The organism is Bifidobacterium sp. LH_230, from assembly GCF_056357555.1.
Genome location: NZ_JBKEWJ010000028.1, coordinates 1 through 14966 on the forward strand (window position 1 = coordinate 1; position 14966 = coordinate 14966).

16 protein-coding genes are annotated in these 14966 nt (G+C 60.0%); 8 read left to right on the forward strand and 8 right to left on the reverse strand.

The annotated features are described in order from the left end of the window. Positions 1-182 precede the first annotated feature (182 nt). The gene (locus AC1A0G_RS10990; RefSeq protein ID WP_476529702.1) at positions 183-938 is read left to right on the forward strand and encodes a 3'-5' exonuclease; all 756 of its coding nucleotides are present in this window, start codon (positions 183-185) and stop codon (positions 936-938) included. 204 nt (positions 939-1142) lie between these two features. On the opposite strand, the gene AC1A0G_RS10995 is transcribed toward AC1A0G_RS10990, so the two are convergent. After that, positions 1143-1448, reverse strand: coding sequence for a hypothetical protein (locus AC1A0G_RS10995; protein WP_476529704.1), 306 nt, complete (start codon positions 1446-1448; stop codon positions 1143-1145). Positions 1449-1710: 262 nt separating this feature from the next. Between AC1A0G_RS10995 and AC1A0G_RS11000 the strand changes: the two genes are divergently transcribed. Next, positions 1711-2856: an ATP-binding protein gene (locus tag AC1A0G_RS11000; RefSeq protein WP_476529706.1), complete on the forward strand. Its 1146-nt coding sequence runs from the start codon at positions 1711-1713 to the stop codon at positions 2854-2856. A 188-nt stretch (positions 2857-3044) separates the two neighbouring features. Next, positions 3045-3359, forward strand: a complete 315-nt coding sequence (locus AC1A0G_RS11005) for a hypothetical protein (RefSeq protein WP_476529708.1) — start codon at positions 3045-3047, stop codon at positions 3357-3359. Between the two features lie 122 nt (positions 3360-3481). On the opposite strand, the gene AC1A0G_RS11010 is transcribed toward AC1A0G_RS11005, so the two are convergent. Next, positions 3482-4645: an ATP-binding protein gene (locus AC1A0G_RS11010; protein WP_476529709.1), complete on the reverse strand. Its 1164-nt coding sequence runs from the start codon at positions 4643-4645 to the stop codon at positions 3482-3484. Between the two features lie 124 nt (positions 4646-4769). Between AC1A0G_RS11010 and AC1A0G_RS11015 the strand changes: the two genes are divergently transcribed. Then, positions 4770-4892: a hypothetical protein gene (locus tag AC1A0G_RS11015; RefSeq protein ID WP_476529711.1), complete on the forward strand. Its 123-nt coding sequence runs from the start codon at positions 4770-4772 to the stop codon at positions 4890-4892. Between the two features lie 116 nt (positions 4893-5008). Here AC1A0G_RS11015 and AC1A0G_RS11020 read toward each other — a convergent pair whose 3' ends face one another. The 4 genes from AC1A0G_RS11020 to AC1A0G_RS11035 form a co-directional block, all read right to left on the reverse strand. Then, positions 5009-6433: an ATP-binding protein gene (locus tag AC1A0G_RS11020; protein WP_476529713.1), complete on the reverse strand. Its 1425-nt coding sequence runs from the start codon at positions 6431-6433 to the stop codon at positions 5009-5011. Between the two features lie 115 nt (positions 6434-6548). Then, a complete protein-coding gene (locus AC1A0G_RS11025; protein ID WP_476529715.1) occupies positions 6549-6983 on the reverse strand; it encodes a hypothetical protein in 435 nt (144 codons plus the stop codon). 2 nt (positions 6984-6985) lie between these two features. After that, positions 6986-7774 carry a hypothetical protein gene (locus tag AC1A0G_RS11030; RefSeq protein ID WP_476529717.1) on the reverse strand — a complete coding sequence of 263 codons (789 nt, stop codon included), beginning with the start codon at positions 7772-7774 and terminating at the stop codon, positions 6986-6988. 95 nt (positions 7775-7869) lie between these two features. After that, the gene (locus tag AC1A0G_RS11035; RefSeq protein ID WP_476529719.1) at positions 7870-8520 is read right to left on the reverse strand and encodes a hypothetical protein; all 651 of its coding nucleotides are present in this window, start codon (positions 8518-8520) and stop codon (positions 7870-7872) included. A 342-nt stretch (positions 8521-8862) separates the two neighbouring features. On the opposite strand from AC1A0G_RS11035, the gene AC1A0G_RS11040 reads away from it, so the two are divergent. The 3 genes from AC1A0G_RS11040 (at position 8863) to AC1A0G_RS11050 (ending at position 12357) form a co-directional block, all read left to right on the forward strand. Then, positions 8863-9975, forward strand: coding sequence for a hypothetical protein (locus AC1A0G_RS11040; RefSeq protein WP_476529720.1), 1113 nt, complete (start codon positions 8863-8865; stop codon positions 9973-9975). 311 nt (positions 9976-10286) lie between these two features. After that, a complete protein-coding gene (locus AC1A0G_RS11045) occupies positions 10287-10688 on the forward strand; it encodes a hypothetical protein (RefSeq protein ID WP_476529722.1) in 402 nt (133 codons plus the stop codon). Continuing rightward, positions 10672-12357 (forward strand): hypothetical protein, encoded by a 1686-nt coding sequence (locus AC1A0G_RS11050; protein ID WP_476529724.1) that lies wholly within the window; start codon positions 10672-10674, stop codon positions 12355-12357. Before AC1A0G_RS11045 ends, AC1A0G_RS11050 begins: the two co-directional genes overlap by 17 nt. Before the next feature lie 152 nt (positions 12358-12509). Here AC1A0G_RS11050 and AC1A0G_RS11055 read toward each other — a convergent pair whose 3' ends face one another. Beyond that, positions 12510-13022, reverse strand: a complete 513-nt coding sequence (locus AC1A0G_RS11055) for an Hsp20/alpha crystallin family protein (protein WP_476529725.1) — start codon at positions 13020-13022, stop codon at positions 12510-12512. Positions 13023-13330: 308 nt separating this feature from the next. Between AC1A0G_RS11055 and AC1A0G_RS11060 the strand changes: the two genes are divergently transcribed. Next, positions 13331-13759, forward strand: a complete 429-nt coding sequence (locus tag AC1A0G_RS11060) for a hypothetical protein (RefSeq protein ID WP_476529726.1) — start codon at positions 13331-13333, stop codon at positions 13757-13759. A gap of 96 nt (positions 13760-13855) precedes the next feature. Here AC1A0G_RS11060 and AC1A0G_RS11065 read toward each other — a convergent pair whose 3' ends face one another. Continuing rightward, a complete protein-coding gene (locus AC1A0G_RS11065) occupies positions 13856-14845 on the reverse strand; it encodes an aldo/keto reductase (RefSeq protein ID WP_476529728.1) in 990 nt (329 codons plus the stop codon). Positions 14846-14966: the final 121 nt, after the last annotated feature.

Genomic DNA, 14966 nt, shown 5'->3' on the forward strand with positions numbered 1-14966 from the left:
AGGTCACCATCCGCATGGCCTACGGCTTCCACCACGTCACCAACCTCATCAGCCTCGTCATGCTCCGATGCGGCGGACTCAACATCCAACTACCAACACCAACAAACTAACCCACGAAAACAGCAGAAGCCTCCGATATCTTCATCGCCAGCGACAATCATCAGCAGTTGTACGGGAACCGGGTGTCGCTCAAACAATGCGGCATCCCGATCGCCGGTCGCAGTTTCCGGCTCAAGGTCAACTACCGCACCACAGGCGAGATCAAAACGGCCGCGGAAAACGTCGGGCGTGCCGAGGCGAACACCGCGGGCGAGGTGTTGAAGGCGGTTCAGGACGCGTGCCAGGTTCGGTCGTCCGTTTCCGGTACGACTGCCGTTGCCGAACAGGGGAAGCGGGCGGAAGAGCTGGATTATTCGATCAACGGAGTGTTCGATGATGCTGGGCAGCAGGAAACATTCGGTGACGGCACGTCGCTGACTCACGGAGAATGGCCTGAGGCGCTGCGATGCAAGAGCTGGGACGCGCAGGTCCACCGTGTGACCGAGTGGATCGATGCGCGACTGGCTCGGGACTCCGCAACCAAGCCTGAAAACATCTGCGTGATTGTGCGAGACAAAACGCTCGTGGGTAAATGGGTGGATGTGCTGGGTTCCAAAACTTCATATGGCGCATTGCTGTTGGGGGATGAGACAAAGGATTCCGCTGATGAGCCAGGCATTCGTGTGGCGACCATGCATCGCGCCAAGGGTTTGGAGTTCGACTATGTGGTCGTGCCGGATGTGGACCAGTGCCCGCCGCCGAGCCAGGTGCGCAAATGCGCGGGTGACAAGGCCAAGCTGAACCAGCTCTACCGTCAGGAACGCAACCTCCTGTACGTGGCCATGACCCGCCCGCGCAAGGAGCTGCTCGTCACCGCCGTGACGAGCTCGAACAGCTGATTGAGCTTTTGAGGAAGTCGGAGAAAAGGGTTCGACTACGACCTTCGTAGAGAACAACGGAATCTCCGACTTCCTCACATGCGTCGACTACCTGAAAAACAGCACGCCCCCCACAGTCACCGTCATCGGCTCCATCCTTTGCGGTGGAACCCAACGGATCGGCGGGGCGTTCATCCGAAGGGTGTCGGCCAGTGGATTCGCGGCCTACTCTTCGTGCATATGCACGGGGTCCAGTTCGAGGACGGGTTCGCCGTCGGCCTTGAGCTGGGCGATTTCGACCTCCTGCCAGGCGCGTTCCCATGCGTTGAACTCGTCGGCGTAGCCCGGGTAGGGTTCGATGTGGCGGGTGATCCAGCGCATCTTCTGTGCGCGGGTGATCGGCTTTGACGGGTGGAAGTCCTCCTCCAGCCCTTCCGGGATCGGCACGGTGTACGGGTGCTCCGCGGCTTCGCGGTCCGAATCCTCGACCGACTGGTAGATGACCTTGCTTTTGCCCATGTTGATGGCCATGATGGCTTCCTTTCTTTGCCGGGCCGCATTGCCGCCGCGGTTGTTGGTTGTGCTTCTTGCGACCGGCCGTTCCGATCGCCTCTACTCATCTCAACCGGACAACATGGAGCACAGCCGGTACTCGCGCCCGACACGTCTGAAACGACGCCGTTTTGTTGGTGTGTTGCACGCAGCGATACAGATTTTTTATGAATTTTTATGATTTTTGTAGAACCGGGGCCATGCTGTAGAATGTTTATGAATTTTTATGAAAGTAGGCGGTATGGCAGCGAACCCGTTCAAACCAAGCGCGGGGCATCTTCCTCCGGTGCTCATCGGCAGGGAGACCATTCTCGACGACTTCAACGAGGCCCTCGAGGACGGGCCCGGCGCCCCTGGCCGGCTCATGCGGGTCACCGGTCCGCGAGGCGTGGGCAAGACCGTCATGCTCGCCAAGTTTGCCGCTACCGTCAAAGCGCTCGATTGGCAGGTCATTTCCGAGACGTCCCGGAAGGGGATAGTGCCCCGGCTGATCGGCCGGCTTCAGCCGCCCAAAGGTAGTTTTAAGTTCAATATCGACCCCAGCGTGAGCGTCATGGGCATAGGCGGCAGCCTTGGCAGCGTCAGCTATGAGAACAGTCGTCGTGTCATCGATCTCAGCGACGCCCTGTCCATGCGTATGGACGAGCTGGAACGCAAGGGGTCCGGTCTGCTCGTCACCGTGGACGAGGCGCAGTCGATCGATCGTGACGAGTTGACGGAAATCGCCACGGCGGTGCAGAACATGACCATCGCGAACCGCAATATGGCGTTCGTGTTCGCGGGACTGCCGTCCATGGCCTCGAAGTGGCTGAACAACGAGGCGACCACGTTCATCCGTCGCGCGCAGTACGAGCCCTTGGGCGAGGTCCCGTTGGATGAGGTGTCTGACGCGCTCCATGCCACGTTCCGTGATACCGGTCTGATTCTGGATGGTGAACCGTTGGATCTGGCGACGAAAGCCACGGCCGGGTATCCGTTCATGATTCAGCTGGTCGGCTATCACGTCTGGCGCAACGCCAACCGGCGGCGGGCAAACGCGGGTGGGAAGATCGTCGTGAACGAAGCTGATGTGCGTGACGGCATCGCCAGCGCGTTGGTGCGGCTGGGCGACACGGTGCACGGGCCGGAATTGGACGGCTTGTCGCCTGTCGATAAGACGTATTTGCTCGCTATGGCGCAGGACGACGGCCCCTCCTCTACGTCGTCCATCGCGCAACGCATGGGCAAGGACGTTCGTTATGCCAGCCGGTACCGTGCCCGGCTGCTGGAGGCTCAGGTCATCGTGGAACGCGGATACGGCAGGGTCGATTTCGCCGTGCCGTACTTACGCGAATACCTGCGCGAGCACGCCGCGTACGTGAGAATGACCTCGTCGGAGACCGACTGAACGTTCTGTCACGTTCCACTCGTCTTTGTCTGCCAAACCTTGCGTGCAAGGTTCGGCACTCGCGCCCGACACGCCTGAAACGACGCCGTTTCGTCGGTGTGTCGGTGAATTGTCCGGTGGGCTAAGGTGCGAGCGGTGAAGGGTTCGGAAGGGCCGGGCCTCATTCCCGTCGGCAAGGAGAAGAAACCATGATCGAGCAGCAGAATATCGCGGATCAGCCGGTGGAGCGCAAGGTGGGTGCGGACGGTACGACCGTGGTGGTCAATACCGTGGTGAAGAAGAGCAACGGCGTGGGCGTTGCGGGGTTTGTGCTGGCGTTGCTGGGATTGCTGGTGTCGTGGGCGCCGGTCGTCGGCTGGGTGGTGTGGTTCCTGGGCGCGGTGTTCAGCATCGTCGGCCTGTTCCGTTCGCCGCGTGGTCTGGCGATCGCGGGTACGGTGCTGTCGTTCATCGACGTGATCGTCATCCTGTCGCTGGCCGGTCTGGTCGGCGCACTGCTGTGATCGGCCAGAACCAGGCAATTCTTGACTGGAATGCGGACGACATATGTCCTGCATCGTCTGCATTCCAGAGACGATTTCGATTTGCTCGATCTTTCGTCGGGCTCAAGCCGATTGCATTTCTCCTACGCGTTGCATAGGTAGTCTTCGGCGGCGATGTATCGCCCGTTCTTGGTGGAGAATGTTTCCGTTCCGCGGTAGACGACCGTGCGTCGCTCGAGGGGCACGTTCAGGTCCTCGCCGATGGTCGCGAGGTGTTTGAAGAAGTCGGGGCGTGGCGTCATGCCGGATTTGATCTCGATGAGTTCGGGGGATCGGCGTCGTGTCAGGTCCATCAGATCGATCTCGGCCTGTGCAGCGTCCCGGTAGAAGCACAGATCGGCTTCCTTGTTCGCGTTCGTATACCGTTTCACGGTTTCGGAGACGATCAGGTTCTCGAAGATGTCCCCGCGCTTGGGATCGTCCTGCAGCTCCTGAGCGGAACGTATGCCCAGCAGATAATTGAGCAGACCGTTGTCATAGAAGTACAGTTTTGGCGTTTTGGTGAGTCGCTTGCGTGAGTTGGTGGAATACGGCTGCAGTCTGAATACGATGAAGCTCGCCTCCAATATGGAGAGCCATCCCTTCGCGGTATTGAACGCCACCCCGGCGTCCCTCGCCAGCGCGCTGAGGTTCAGCATGGCGCCGGCGTTCTCGGCGCACAGGCGGATGAACGTGTTGAAATCGGACAGGTTGCGCACGTCGAGATACTCCGCGACGTCCCGTTTCACGTACGTCGCCACGTAATCGCGGAAATAGATGTCGTTCGGGGTCGGCACGTCGTAGAGATGCGGATAGCCGCCGCGGAACATGAAATCGTCGACGTCGAGGTTCTCCTGCGACGATGCCGCCTCCCGGTATGACAACGGCAGCAGTTGCAGCATGCCGACGCGGCCGGCCAGGGACTGTCCGATCCGCTTCTCCATCAGGAAATTCTGCGATCCGGACAGCACGTACTGGCCCATCGTTCCCCGCTCGTCAGCGGCAACCTGGATCTGGGAAAACAGGCCGGGCGCGTACTGGGCCTCGTCGATGATGAGCCGGTCGTTGTGTGAGCGGATGAACCCGACCGGATCGTTCAATGCGCTCAGCCGTGTCGTTTCGTCCTCGAGATTGACGTATTCATAATCGGGCAGCAACATTCTGACCAAGGTGGACTTGCCGCTCTGGCGCGGACCCGTGACCGATACGACCGGGAACCATGACAGCATGGAAGGGATCTGCTCGGCCAAAGTCCTCGGTATCATCATGTCTCCCCTGTGGATTCGTCAACAGTATGCTTGCAAATTCATCAATAGAATTGATGATATTTCATCAATAGAACTCTTGCAAATTCATCAATAAGGCGACTGGTCGTCATGGTTCCTGGGCGCGGTGTTCAGCATCGTCGGCCTGTTCCGTTCGCCGCGTGGTCTGGCGATCGCGGGTACGGTGCTGTCGTTCATCGACGTGATCGTCATCCTGTCGCTGGCCGGACTGGTCGGCGCACTGCTGTGATCGATGTGCCGTGACGTCCGGCGGCTTTTCTCCGAGGCCGTGCCGCCGGACGAGTTCAGCGATTCGTTGTTGCTCCTTCCGGGATGGAGGCGGCTAACCGGCTAACCGGGGCGCTGTCAGTCGAGCGTTCCGTCAAGCATGTCTCTTGCCGACCATACGGTGAGATTCGATTCGTTGCGTGAACGAGCGGCCCGAGCGAGTTCATCCGTTTTGACGAAGAGCGCGTAATACCGATTGTCGTACCCGGGAATGAGTCCGGCGCGTGAGCGGAGCGTTGTGGTGGTTTGGGCAACGTCGAGATCGTTCTTCCATTTGCACTCGCCAAGCATGATCGTCTTATCCTGCTGATTGGCGGCGATCGCGTCGATGTCAGTCTGCTCACGGGCGATCGGGTCGGTGCCCCACCATTTGCCGAATGTCGTTGCTCGGAACGGCAGAAGTCCCTTCCGATTGGCGCGTACGAGCCATTGTCCGCACACGGTTTCGTATTGTTGACCAACGTACGTGTCCAGGGCTGGGCCGGATATATCCGACAGGACGAGATCGCCGTCTCCGCGCTCAATGCGGTCCGTGTTCGGTCCGACGAACCGGTACCAGAACGCGAAAAACGGATCTGCAAACGACCATAATCCTTTGCGGGAATGGGTTGCATCCTCACCGAACGGCACGTTCCTCTTGATGAGACCAAGATCCGACAGGACGCTCAGATATTTGCTGGCTGATGATGATGAGATCAGGCCAGCCTTGCCCGCAATGTCGTTTTGACGTGTGGCTCCCGAACCAATGGCATCCATAACCGAATTGTATACGGCGATATCGCGCAGCTCCTGTCTCAGCAGCATCAACGGTTCCTCATACAGCAAACCACTGGTGTCGAATGCGAGGCGTGAGATGTTCTCCTCGTACGACCGGTCTGCGCGAAGCTGCTTGAGGTAGTATGGCGTTCCTCCAAGCGTGGCATAGTATCGGACGATATCCTCGGGCGAGGAGAACGGGATCATGCGCGCCGTGTCGAACACGTCAAACGGTTTGATGCGCATTTGCGCCGTCCTGCGTCCATACAGTGGACTCTTATAGCCGAGGACCTCGCTTTCCATGAATCCCTCGTTGCTGCCGCATAGCACCATCATCATATTGGTGTTCTGAAAACCGTGGTCAATGGCCACCTGCAGAATCGACGGCAGCGCCTTCTCGTTCATCGCCGCGTAAGGAAACTCGTCAAACACGAGCAGAATGCGTCGTGAGCTATTCTGACGAACCTTGTCTGCAACGAAGTCAAACGCATCCTGCCACAGATCGAACGCTGGGCGTGACGTCGGTTCTCCGAAAAAACGGTATATTTCGCGAGAGAAATCCCTTAAATTCGCGGCGGATGTCTGTTGCCGCGCCGTGAACATTAGCGTGTCCCGTCCGCGTGCGAACTCGTCCAATAATGCTGTCTTGCCCACACGCCGTCGCCCGTACACCACGAGCATCTGGAAATCATCCCGTTCCCACAAGTTCTGCATCACCGACAGTTCATGCTCGCGCCCAACAAACATAAGACCTCCATAAGTATGATACTTGTAAGTATCATACTTAATATGTAATATATTCGGCGGCCGGCATGCCGTCGAGGCAAGGCTGAGCGAGGGCTGCCGACCGTCTGCAGCGGCTTTATTGCTGGTGGGGCAGTTCGTGGGTGCCTTCCTCGCCGATGCGGCCCCATTCGATCAGCTGGAACCGGGGCGGGATGTCGCCGCAGCGTAGGTAGCGTGTGAGTTCGATGTCCGGCGGCAGCGTGCATATCTCCCGTGCGAGGTAGCCGATGTTCGCGGCGAAGTGGCGCAGGCAGTAGTACCAGGTGTGCACTTCGTGGCATCCCGGGTCCCAGCAGTGGCTGGCGCGGATGAAATATTCCGGGTCCGTGCCGCAGGTTTCGGCCTCGTCGTCGGCGTTGAAATACTGGCATACTTTCTTGTCTCGCGCCCAGTCGTCCAATGACGGCGGGAAGTCGAACAGGTCGATGTCGTCGTCCGGCAGCGTCGACTCGTCGAACGACAGATGCGAGTCCAGCTGCGGCGTGACGGCCGGCATGGTCATTGCGTTCATGACTATCGTTCCTCTTTGTCTTGTGTCGTCGCGTATTCGCGACACAGCGATTCCGTGGCCTGCCGCACGACACGGCAACGATCCGAGTCGCGGGCGAGCACCTGCTCCCGCAGCAGATCGAGATCGCGTTCCAGTTGGTCGCGCATCGTACGTTCGTCGGGGCAGTCCTTGCCGAAGTAGTCGTCGTATGGGCTGGGCCAGCGCATCGTTTGTTCGGGTGACAGACCGACCTCGATGGTGAGCTTCCACTGGTTGCGATGGTCGTCGTCGCGGTCCCGGGCGACGGTCATCCGCGTGCCGACGGCCAGCGGGTACACCAGTCCTGTCTTGTGTTCGACTGCGGCGTACAGCCCGGTGACGATCGGTTCGTCGGCGTCGAGTTCGGTCAGCAGTCTGGCATGATGCGCGTCTTTAAGTCCGAGCACCCAGCCCATGCCGCTGATCGACAGTTCCGCAGCGCTCCGGTTGATCGGATTGTCCTCGGCGATACTCGCCTCGAGTTCCGTATGCGACGGGAAGCAGTCGCCGGCCAGCCATGCGCGCAGATACCGCAGATCGAACATGCGGTAGTCGGGCAGACCATGCTCGTGCTCCACCTCGCCGTACCGGTACGTGAGCACCGGCAGTTGGAACGTGCAGTCCCATTCGCCGTCCGGCCGTCGTACCGGCATGCGGAACCGGTGCAGAGAGAAATCGGTGCCGTACCGGTGATCGAGGTTGCGGAACTCGCGTTCCAGCTGGGTTTCCGGTGTATATGGTCGCACGTCGATCGTGATGGTCTCGATGGTCATGTTCGTCCCCTTCTCCCTGTGTCGTTGTGCTGCTGTATTCCCTGACCGGACAACTGCGGAATGTTGCCCGGTTGCTGTGGCCGAGGCGATATTGCTTACTGCAGATCGTCGTCGGGATCGATCGGGCCTTCGCCGGTGGCGTCCATGATCGCGCGCAGCGTCGCGAATGGGTTGGAGCCGAGGCCGTCCGCGTAGTCGTCTTCTTCGTCTTCGTTATCGTCGTCATCGTCGTCGGAATCAGCGAAATCGTTGGCTCCCTGATCATCTATGTAATCGTCGGGATCGAAGTCGTTGTCCTCGTTGTTATCAAGACCGGGGATGCGCAGGTCACCAAAGTCGAGCTTGTCGAAGTCGATGTCGTCGAAGTCGATGTCCGCGGGATCGGTGTCGTCCGTCGGCTCGGACTGCTCCGTTTGCTCGTGCGACGCCGCATCGGTGGCATGTTCTGCCTGAACATGCACCGGGTCCAGTTCCAGGACGGGCTCGCCGTCGGCTTTGAGCTGGGCGATGTTGACTTCCTCCCATGCACTCTCCCACTCGGCCTCTTCCTTCGCGTATCCCGGGTACGGTTCAACGTGAGCAGTCAGCCAGCGCAGCATCTGCTCGTCGGTGACCGGCTTTGACGGATAGAATTCCTCGGTCAGGCCTTCCGGAATCGGCACGGTGTACGGGTGCTCGCGCGCCTCGCGCTCCGAATCCTCGATCGACTGGTATTCGACCTTGACCTTGCCCATGTTCTTTGCCATGATGATTCCTTTCCTTGCCGGCGTTGCCACCGCGGTTGTTGGTCGTGCTTCGTGCGACCGGCCGTTCCGATCGCCTCTACCCATCTCAACCGGACAACATGGGTCACGGCCGGTATTCGCGCCCGACACGCCTGAAACGACGCCGTTTCGTCGGTGTGTCGGTGAATTGTCCGGTGAATTGAGGTACGGGCGTTGAAGGGTTCGGAAGGGCCGGGCCTCATTTCTGACAGGGCAACAGCCGAGCCCGGCTCGTAATCCGTGGCGGCGATTTTTCGCCGTCATGTTCTCGCGGTGCGATAGTGGAGGCAACGCAGAACAACACTGATGAAAGGATAGAGGATCATGAACGTTGGTACCGCTCCTGCTGTTATCGCCGAAACCGTGGAGGAGACTGCGGAGCTTCAGCCGGCGGAGCCGGATGCTCCGGGTTTCTACGATGGCGACGGTCCGACGACTTGCGAGTGGGAGGAGGGCTGGTGTGACGAGCTGGCCGACCATTACACCCTTGATTTCTGCGCGTACGAGGACTGCAAGGACTCCCACACGAACAAGTACTGTCTGCGTCACTACATACTCACGCTCGGCCTGGTGCTAGATCATCTGAAGGAGTGCAAGGGCATGAGCGAGGCCGAGACGCCTGATGATGTTCGCCACTGCGCCCTCGAGCACATCGCCGGTTTCGGTTCCCTCGACTTGAGGGACGATCGTCCCGCCGGCGTACCGGACGGTTCCGACGAATCCTTGTCGGGCGCGGAGTTGGATGCGGCCATCGATCGCATCAGCGACCAGACGGCATTCCACGCCGGTGATTGGAAGGAACTCAGGGTCGGGGACCATCCCGATCGCGGCGAGATCGAGGCATGGTTGAAGACCTTGGAACTCAACCATATGGATTTCCATGTCGAATGGATCAACGCGGACTCGCTGGATTTCGCGTTGCCGTTCACGCACCGCTATGACGAGCGTGCGGAGCAGCCTGACAGCTGGGATCTCACCATATCGAGCGAGGGCATGGAGTTCTCGGAGATGAACGATCTGTTCGGCGACGGCGATCTCACGCCGATGGTCAACGCCGTCTTCGACCAGGACGACGGCCGCCGGATGCGTTCGTTCTCGAGCGACATCCTCATGACTGATTTCGTCGACCGCCACCACCAGACCACCGATGATCCCGTCAAGGCATCCGACTGGATGGTCGCCATCCGGGAGACCGTGACCGACAGCATCCTCATCGTGTTCCCGGGCGCGTGGATTCGCTGGCGTGCCGAATACGACGGCGATTTCAACCAGCTCGACGTGCGCAACTGGGCCGATTGGCGTCGTCGCATCGCCCCTTACGCCGAGTACTGGGACGAGAGCATTCCCCTCGATACAGTCAAGGCCCGCGCGAAGGCGGCCTCGTTGGAAGCGGCGTTGAACCGCGTCATCAAGGACGGTGTCAAGCCGGGCAGGTGACAGGTTAGTCACGGCGCGGCGGGAGACGAAGCGGTCTCCGATCGTGAGCATGGGGAGAACGAAGGCGGAGGCGTTGACGGTGGTGTTCATCATGGGGTGTTCCTTTCGGCTTGTGTTGTTCTTGATGTCTTCATCATCGGTTCGAAAAGAAGCGCCGGCGAAAAATCGCCGCCGCACGGCTGTTGCGTTGAGGTACGTCCGCAAGTTGTCCGGTTCATCTTGGTGTACGGGGATGCGCGGCCGGTCCGAGCATCCCGAAGAAACATAGCGAACGGAGCCGTCAGGCTGTCGGTTCCAAGGAGATGGTTGAGATGAAAGACATCATGAAGATGATCCTGACGTTCCTGATTATTACGTTCACCGGCATAATGCTGCTCGTCGGTGCCTTCTTCAGTTCTCCGGCAGGTTTCGTGTTTACGGAAATCTTCAATGCGGTGGTCTTCTATCTGCCCGGGCTGATCGTCGGCGGTATTTTGGCGGTCGTTGTGTATGGTCTGATTTTCTGCATCGATTTCGCGGTTCTGTATGGCATCGGCTTGGTGCTGAAGGATTGTGCGGCGCTAGGTGCGGTCCTGCAGCTGGTGGTAGGTGCGTTTGTGCCGTATTCGATCTGGCAGAACTATCCGAACACTATCGGCTTGGCCGTGGCGATCGTTGCTTACCTGCTCACGACCGCATTCGTGGCTTGGCTTCACGGTGATGAAGACCGGTAATTGCGGAAGTGCCGCAAGTTGTCCGGTTGATATCGACAGAACGCAATACATCGCATGCCGGCAGGTTCGGAAAGAGGCTTGTTGGTGTGCTCTCGGATCAAGGAGAAGAGGGAATATGTTTCATACGTTTGCTAGCTGGCTGCCGCTGATGAACATCAGCGCGTGGATCATGTTTATTCTGATCGCGGTGGTCTGGTTCGTTGGATTGAATAACGATAAGGACGCCTTTGGCATTGGCTGCGGTATTTTCGGCGCGGTGATCACCGCAGTCGGGCTGAACATCATGCTGTCGCCGATCGTGCACATGTTCGAGAAGTCGTTCTTTGGCGCGATTCTCTACTTGTTCACGGTGGTTCCGATCTTGGTGTTCATACTCGGCTTCTGCGTCATGTGCGGAGGCCTCGGAGCAATGGTCAGTGGCGTCGGCAAAGAGGAACCTGCCCAATCAAAGTTTGCCGCTTCGTCTTCTGCATCGGCTTCTTCTGTCGCGCATCGCCAGCAGCTCGCTCCTGTGGCCCCGCACAAGCCCGAGGAGCCGACGCAGGAGCAGTTCAATGCTCTCGGTCAGCGGTACGGTCTGGTTGCGGCCATGTCGAACGAGTCGCAGTATGCCGGCTGGTACATGGCCGATTCGGACATGGGCGGCAAGCCGGACGCGCTGTGCGAGCGGGCGAAGGCCGTCAATCTGCGCGAGGTGCGCGAACGCGGATTGCTGCACGGCGATCCGGGGTCCGGCCTGTTCGTTTCCGAGTTTGATTCCGGTGCGGTCAAATCGGGGCAGATCGGAGAATCATTGCTGGCGAAAGTCGTCGCCTACGAACAGCTGCCGGTCGTTTCGTTCTGGTCCATGTACGCCATGAACGAGCAGGGACAGCGCATCAATGCGGATATCGACTGCGTGATGGTCGGCATCGGTGAAGACGGGCAGATCCGCGCTTGGTTCGTGGATGCGAAGAACTACAAGGGCGGTTCTGATACCCGGTATGTCAATCTCAATCAGGATTGCCTGGCGCGCATCAGCGACGGTCGCCGCGCGTTCGTCAAGGGTGCCGATGGCAAGCCGTACATCACCATGAGCCAGAACATGATGATCCAAAGCCAGAACTGGGCCGCCAAACTCGAACAGCTGCACGTCGACGCGACGTGGATGATCTGCATGGTGCCCGGCGGCCGCAACGGCAACCCCGACGTATCCGAAGCCCGTTGGGTCGGCGGCCTGCCGGTCGTCTCGCCGGAGCAGCTGGTCGATGACATCAAGTCCGCAAACCTTGCGGACCCCGCGACAATCTCCGGCGACGTGCTGGACTTCTTCTTCAACCAGCTCAAGCGCAACGCCGCCACGGCCCATGCGACCCGCCGGCCGGTGGTCTCGAGTGAGGTGGCTGCGACCGTTAAGCCGACTGGTGATGCCGCCGAATTCGACCGAGGTTCGCATTCTGCGCGTCCGGAAGTCTCCCATCCGGCGCCGGTGCATACCGGAGCTGCGGCAGGGCAGCCGAGGCAGTACGAGGTGCGGGTTGCCAAAGGAGTGGTCCCTTTGAAGCGTCGCGTGGTGCGTCGCGTGACGTCTTCAAAGACCGAGTCCCCGGCTGCGTCTGCCGATGGCGACATGCTCGATGATGTGCACCCGATGATGCCGCACGATATCGAAGATCGTCCTGCACTGTGACGGACAAAAATAGGCGGCAGACGGTTGATGATGACCGTCTGCCGCCTATTTCTTATAAGGCTTGGCTGTGTTTCCCGTCGTCTGGCGGACTCCGCGGATGTTGGCGCGGGCAATATTCGTCAGACGGCGGAACACTAACTCAGTATTTGAGATCAGCCCTCAATCGCGATCTGGTGGTTGGCCTCGACCTGCGGCTGGGCTTGCATCTTCGGAACCTGAATGCACAGTGTGCCGTTCTTGTAGCTGGCGTGGATATCGGACTCCTTCACGTCCTCGCCGACGTAGAAGCTACGCGAGCAGGTGCCCATGTAGCGTTCGCGACGCAGCCACTTGCCCTCATCCGAAGCGCAAGCGCACTTGCTGTCCTCGCCGTTCTGCTGACCTTCGGCAGCCGGGCCGTGATCCTCATGCTCGCCGCTACGCGTCGCGGACACGGTCAGATAGCCGTTGTTCAGCTCGAGCTTGATGTCGTCCTTCTTCATGCCCGGCATATCGATGTCAACGTCATACGCCTTGTCCGTCTCGCGCACATCCGTCGACATCATGTTCGCCGGCATCACCGCGGCCGCCGAACCGTTGTCCGTGTTGCGCCAACCCTCGAAGAACGGATCGTCGAACAGATCGGAGAACATCGTGTCATTCATCAAAGCCGGAAACATTGCCATAATCGGTACTCCTTACAAAAGCTGCATGGAGTGGAGCGGTTTGGCTCGCCGGACCGCCTCCCCGGAACCCGCCTCGCGGTTCGTTCCGACTCGGCCGGCCGGCTATCGTCGCCGTTCCCGGAACCCCTCTCGGAGCTCCTGCCTTGTCCTTTCACCTCACACAATAGGCGTTCGACGGAGGATGTTCCCGAGTTTTACCCACGGTGAAAAACTTGAGTCGGCGCGGCTCAAGTTTGTGTGTGGGTGAGGGTTGCCAGCCAAATTGCGTATGCTGGAATCGGCGTAATACCAAGGATAAGGAGGTTGGGATGACCCCGATTGAGTTGGCGACGCGACGGCGGGTGACCGGGTTGACATCCGGCGAGTTCGCGCGGCTGTTCGTGACACTGGAACGCAAGGTCGGCGGCGAATCCGCGCAGTGGGATGCGGCCGACGTGGAATCGTGGGAGATAGTCGGGCCGCCGGTGACCGCCGACCGGCACATCATCGATACGCTCGGCGCGGCCAACGAGTTCGTCGCCACGCTGGCGCGGCGGCTGTACCGCATGATCACGCCTGCCGAGGAAGGATCGGCGGTCACCGTCTTCCCCGACGACGCGACGTTCTGGGCCGACCAGCCCGACCTGGGCGGCATTCCGCACGCGCTGTGGAACATCGCCGCGTTGCAGGCGATCGAATGGGTCAAGAACGAGACGGGCGTGGTGCTGACGCTAGATGCGCGTCCGCCGCTGGTGTGAGCGGCGGATGGGGCGTCATCCGCCGTCGCGGGCTGTGCGGTGCGTGCCCCGGCTCCTGCTGTTATGTGCCGGTGAAACGTGACTGATGGACGACGGTTAGCGATCGACTGCCGCATTGGTTTCGAGATTGAGCCAGGCGGCCTGATCGTCGGTAATCTCGATCTCTGTCGCCGCGGCATTGGCGTCGATGATCGCAGGGGAGGAGCACGACGCGAGCGCGAACAGGTTCATGCCCTGATGCAACGCCCACGCGATCGCGATCTGCGGCACGGTCACCTGCAATTGTGCCGCAAGTATCTCCGCACGATGCAAACGTTCGAGATTATCGTCGTACAGGAATCCCTCACGGGCCGCATCGTCAAGCAAACGCTCCGCTGCGGCGCGATCGTCGGAACGGAACCGGCCGGACATCAGCCCGCGGCCAAGCGCAGAAAACGCAAACACCGGCATCCCGGTTTGCCTATACCACGCGCGGTCCGCCACGTGATCAGGTCCGGCGATCGTCTCGCCCACCCCCATCCACGGGTTATGCTCCTGCACGGCCAAGCTGAAGTTCGGCGACGACACTGCAATCGGCTGCAAATCATGCAAACGCGCGTATTCATTCGCCTCACGAATCCGCGTCACCGTCCAATTCGACACCCCGAACGCGCGGATCTCACCCGCCTGGCAGTGCTCGTTCAGCCACTCCACGATCTCGCCGGCCGGCACCCGCGGATCGTCTCGATGCAACAGATACACGTCGATGTACGACGTGCGCAACTGGTCCAACGATTGCGCCAGATCGGCGTCCAGATCACGTTTCGTCACACGATCGATTACCTGCCCGTCGCGCATCGCCGGATGACAGCCCTTCGTCTCGATGATGAGTCGGCCACGGTCGCCGCGCCGCTCAAGCCAACGGCCAAGCTGGTCCTGCGCGTGGCCGTACTCCTTCGCGCAGTCGAACATGTTGATGCCGGCTTCGACCGCATGATCCAGCAACGCGGACGGGTCGCCGCTGCCGTCCAGAAACGCGCCGAACGCCGTTCCGAACACGACGCGCGACGCCGGAACGTCAATACCGGGGATGGAACCATATTGCATATGAGCCGCCTTTCCGCGCTGATCGGGCCTTGCGACCACTGTAGCGCGGGGTTGCGAAGGAGAGCTGCAGACGGTCTTTCGCTGGTGCGGGGCTTTCTCTAAACCGTGAGGCAGAATCGTC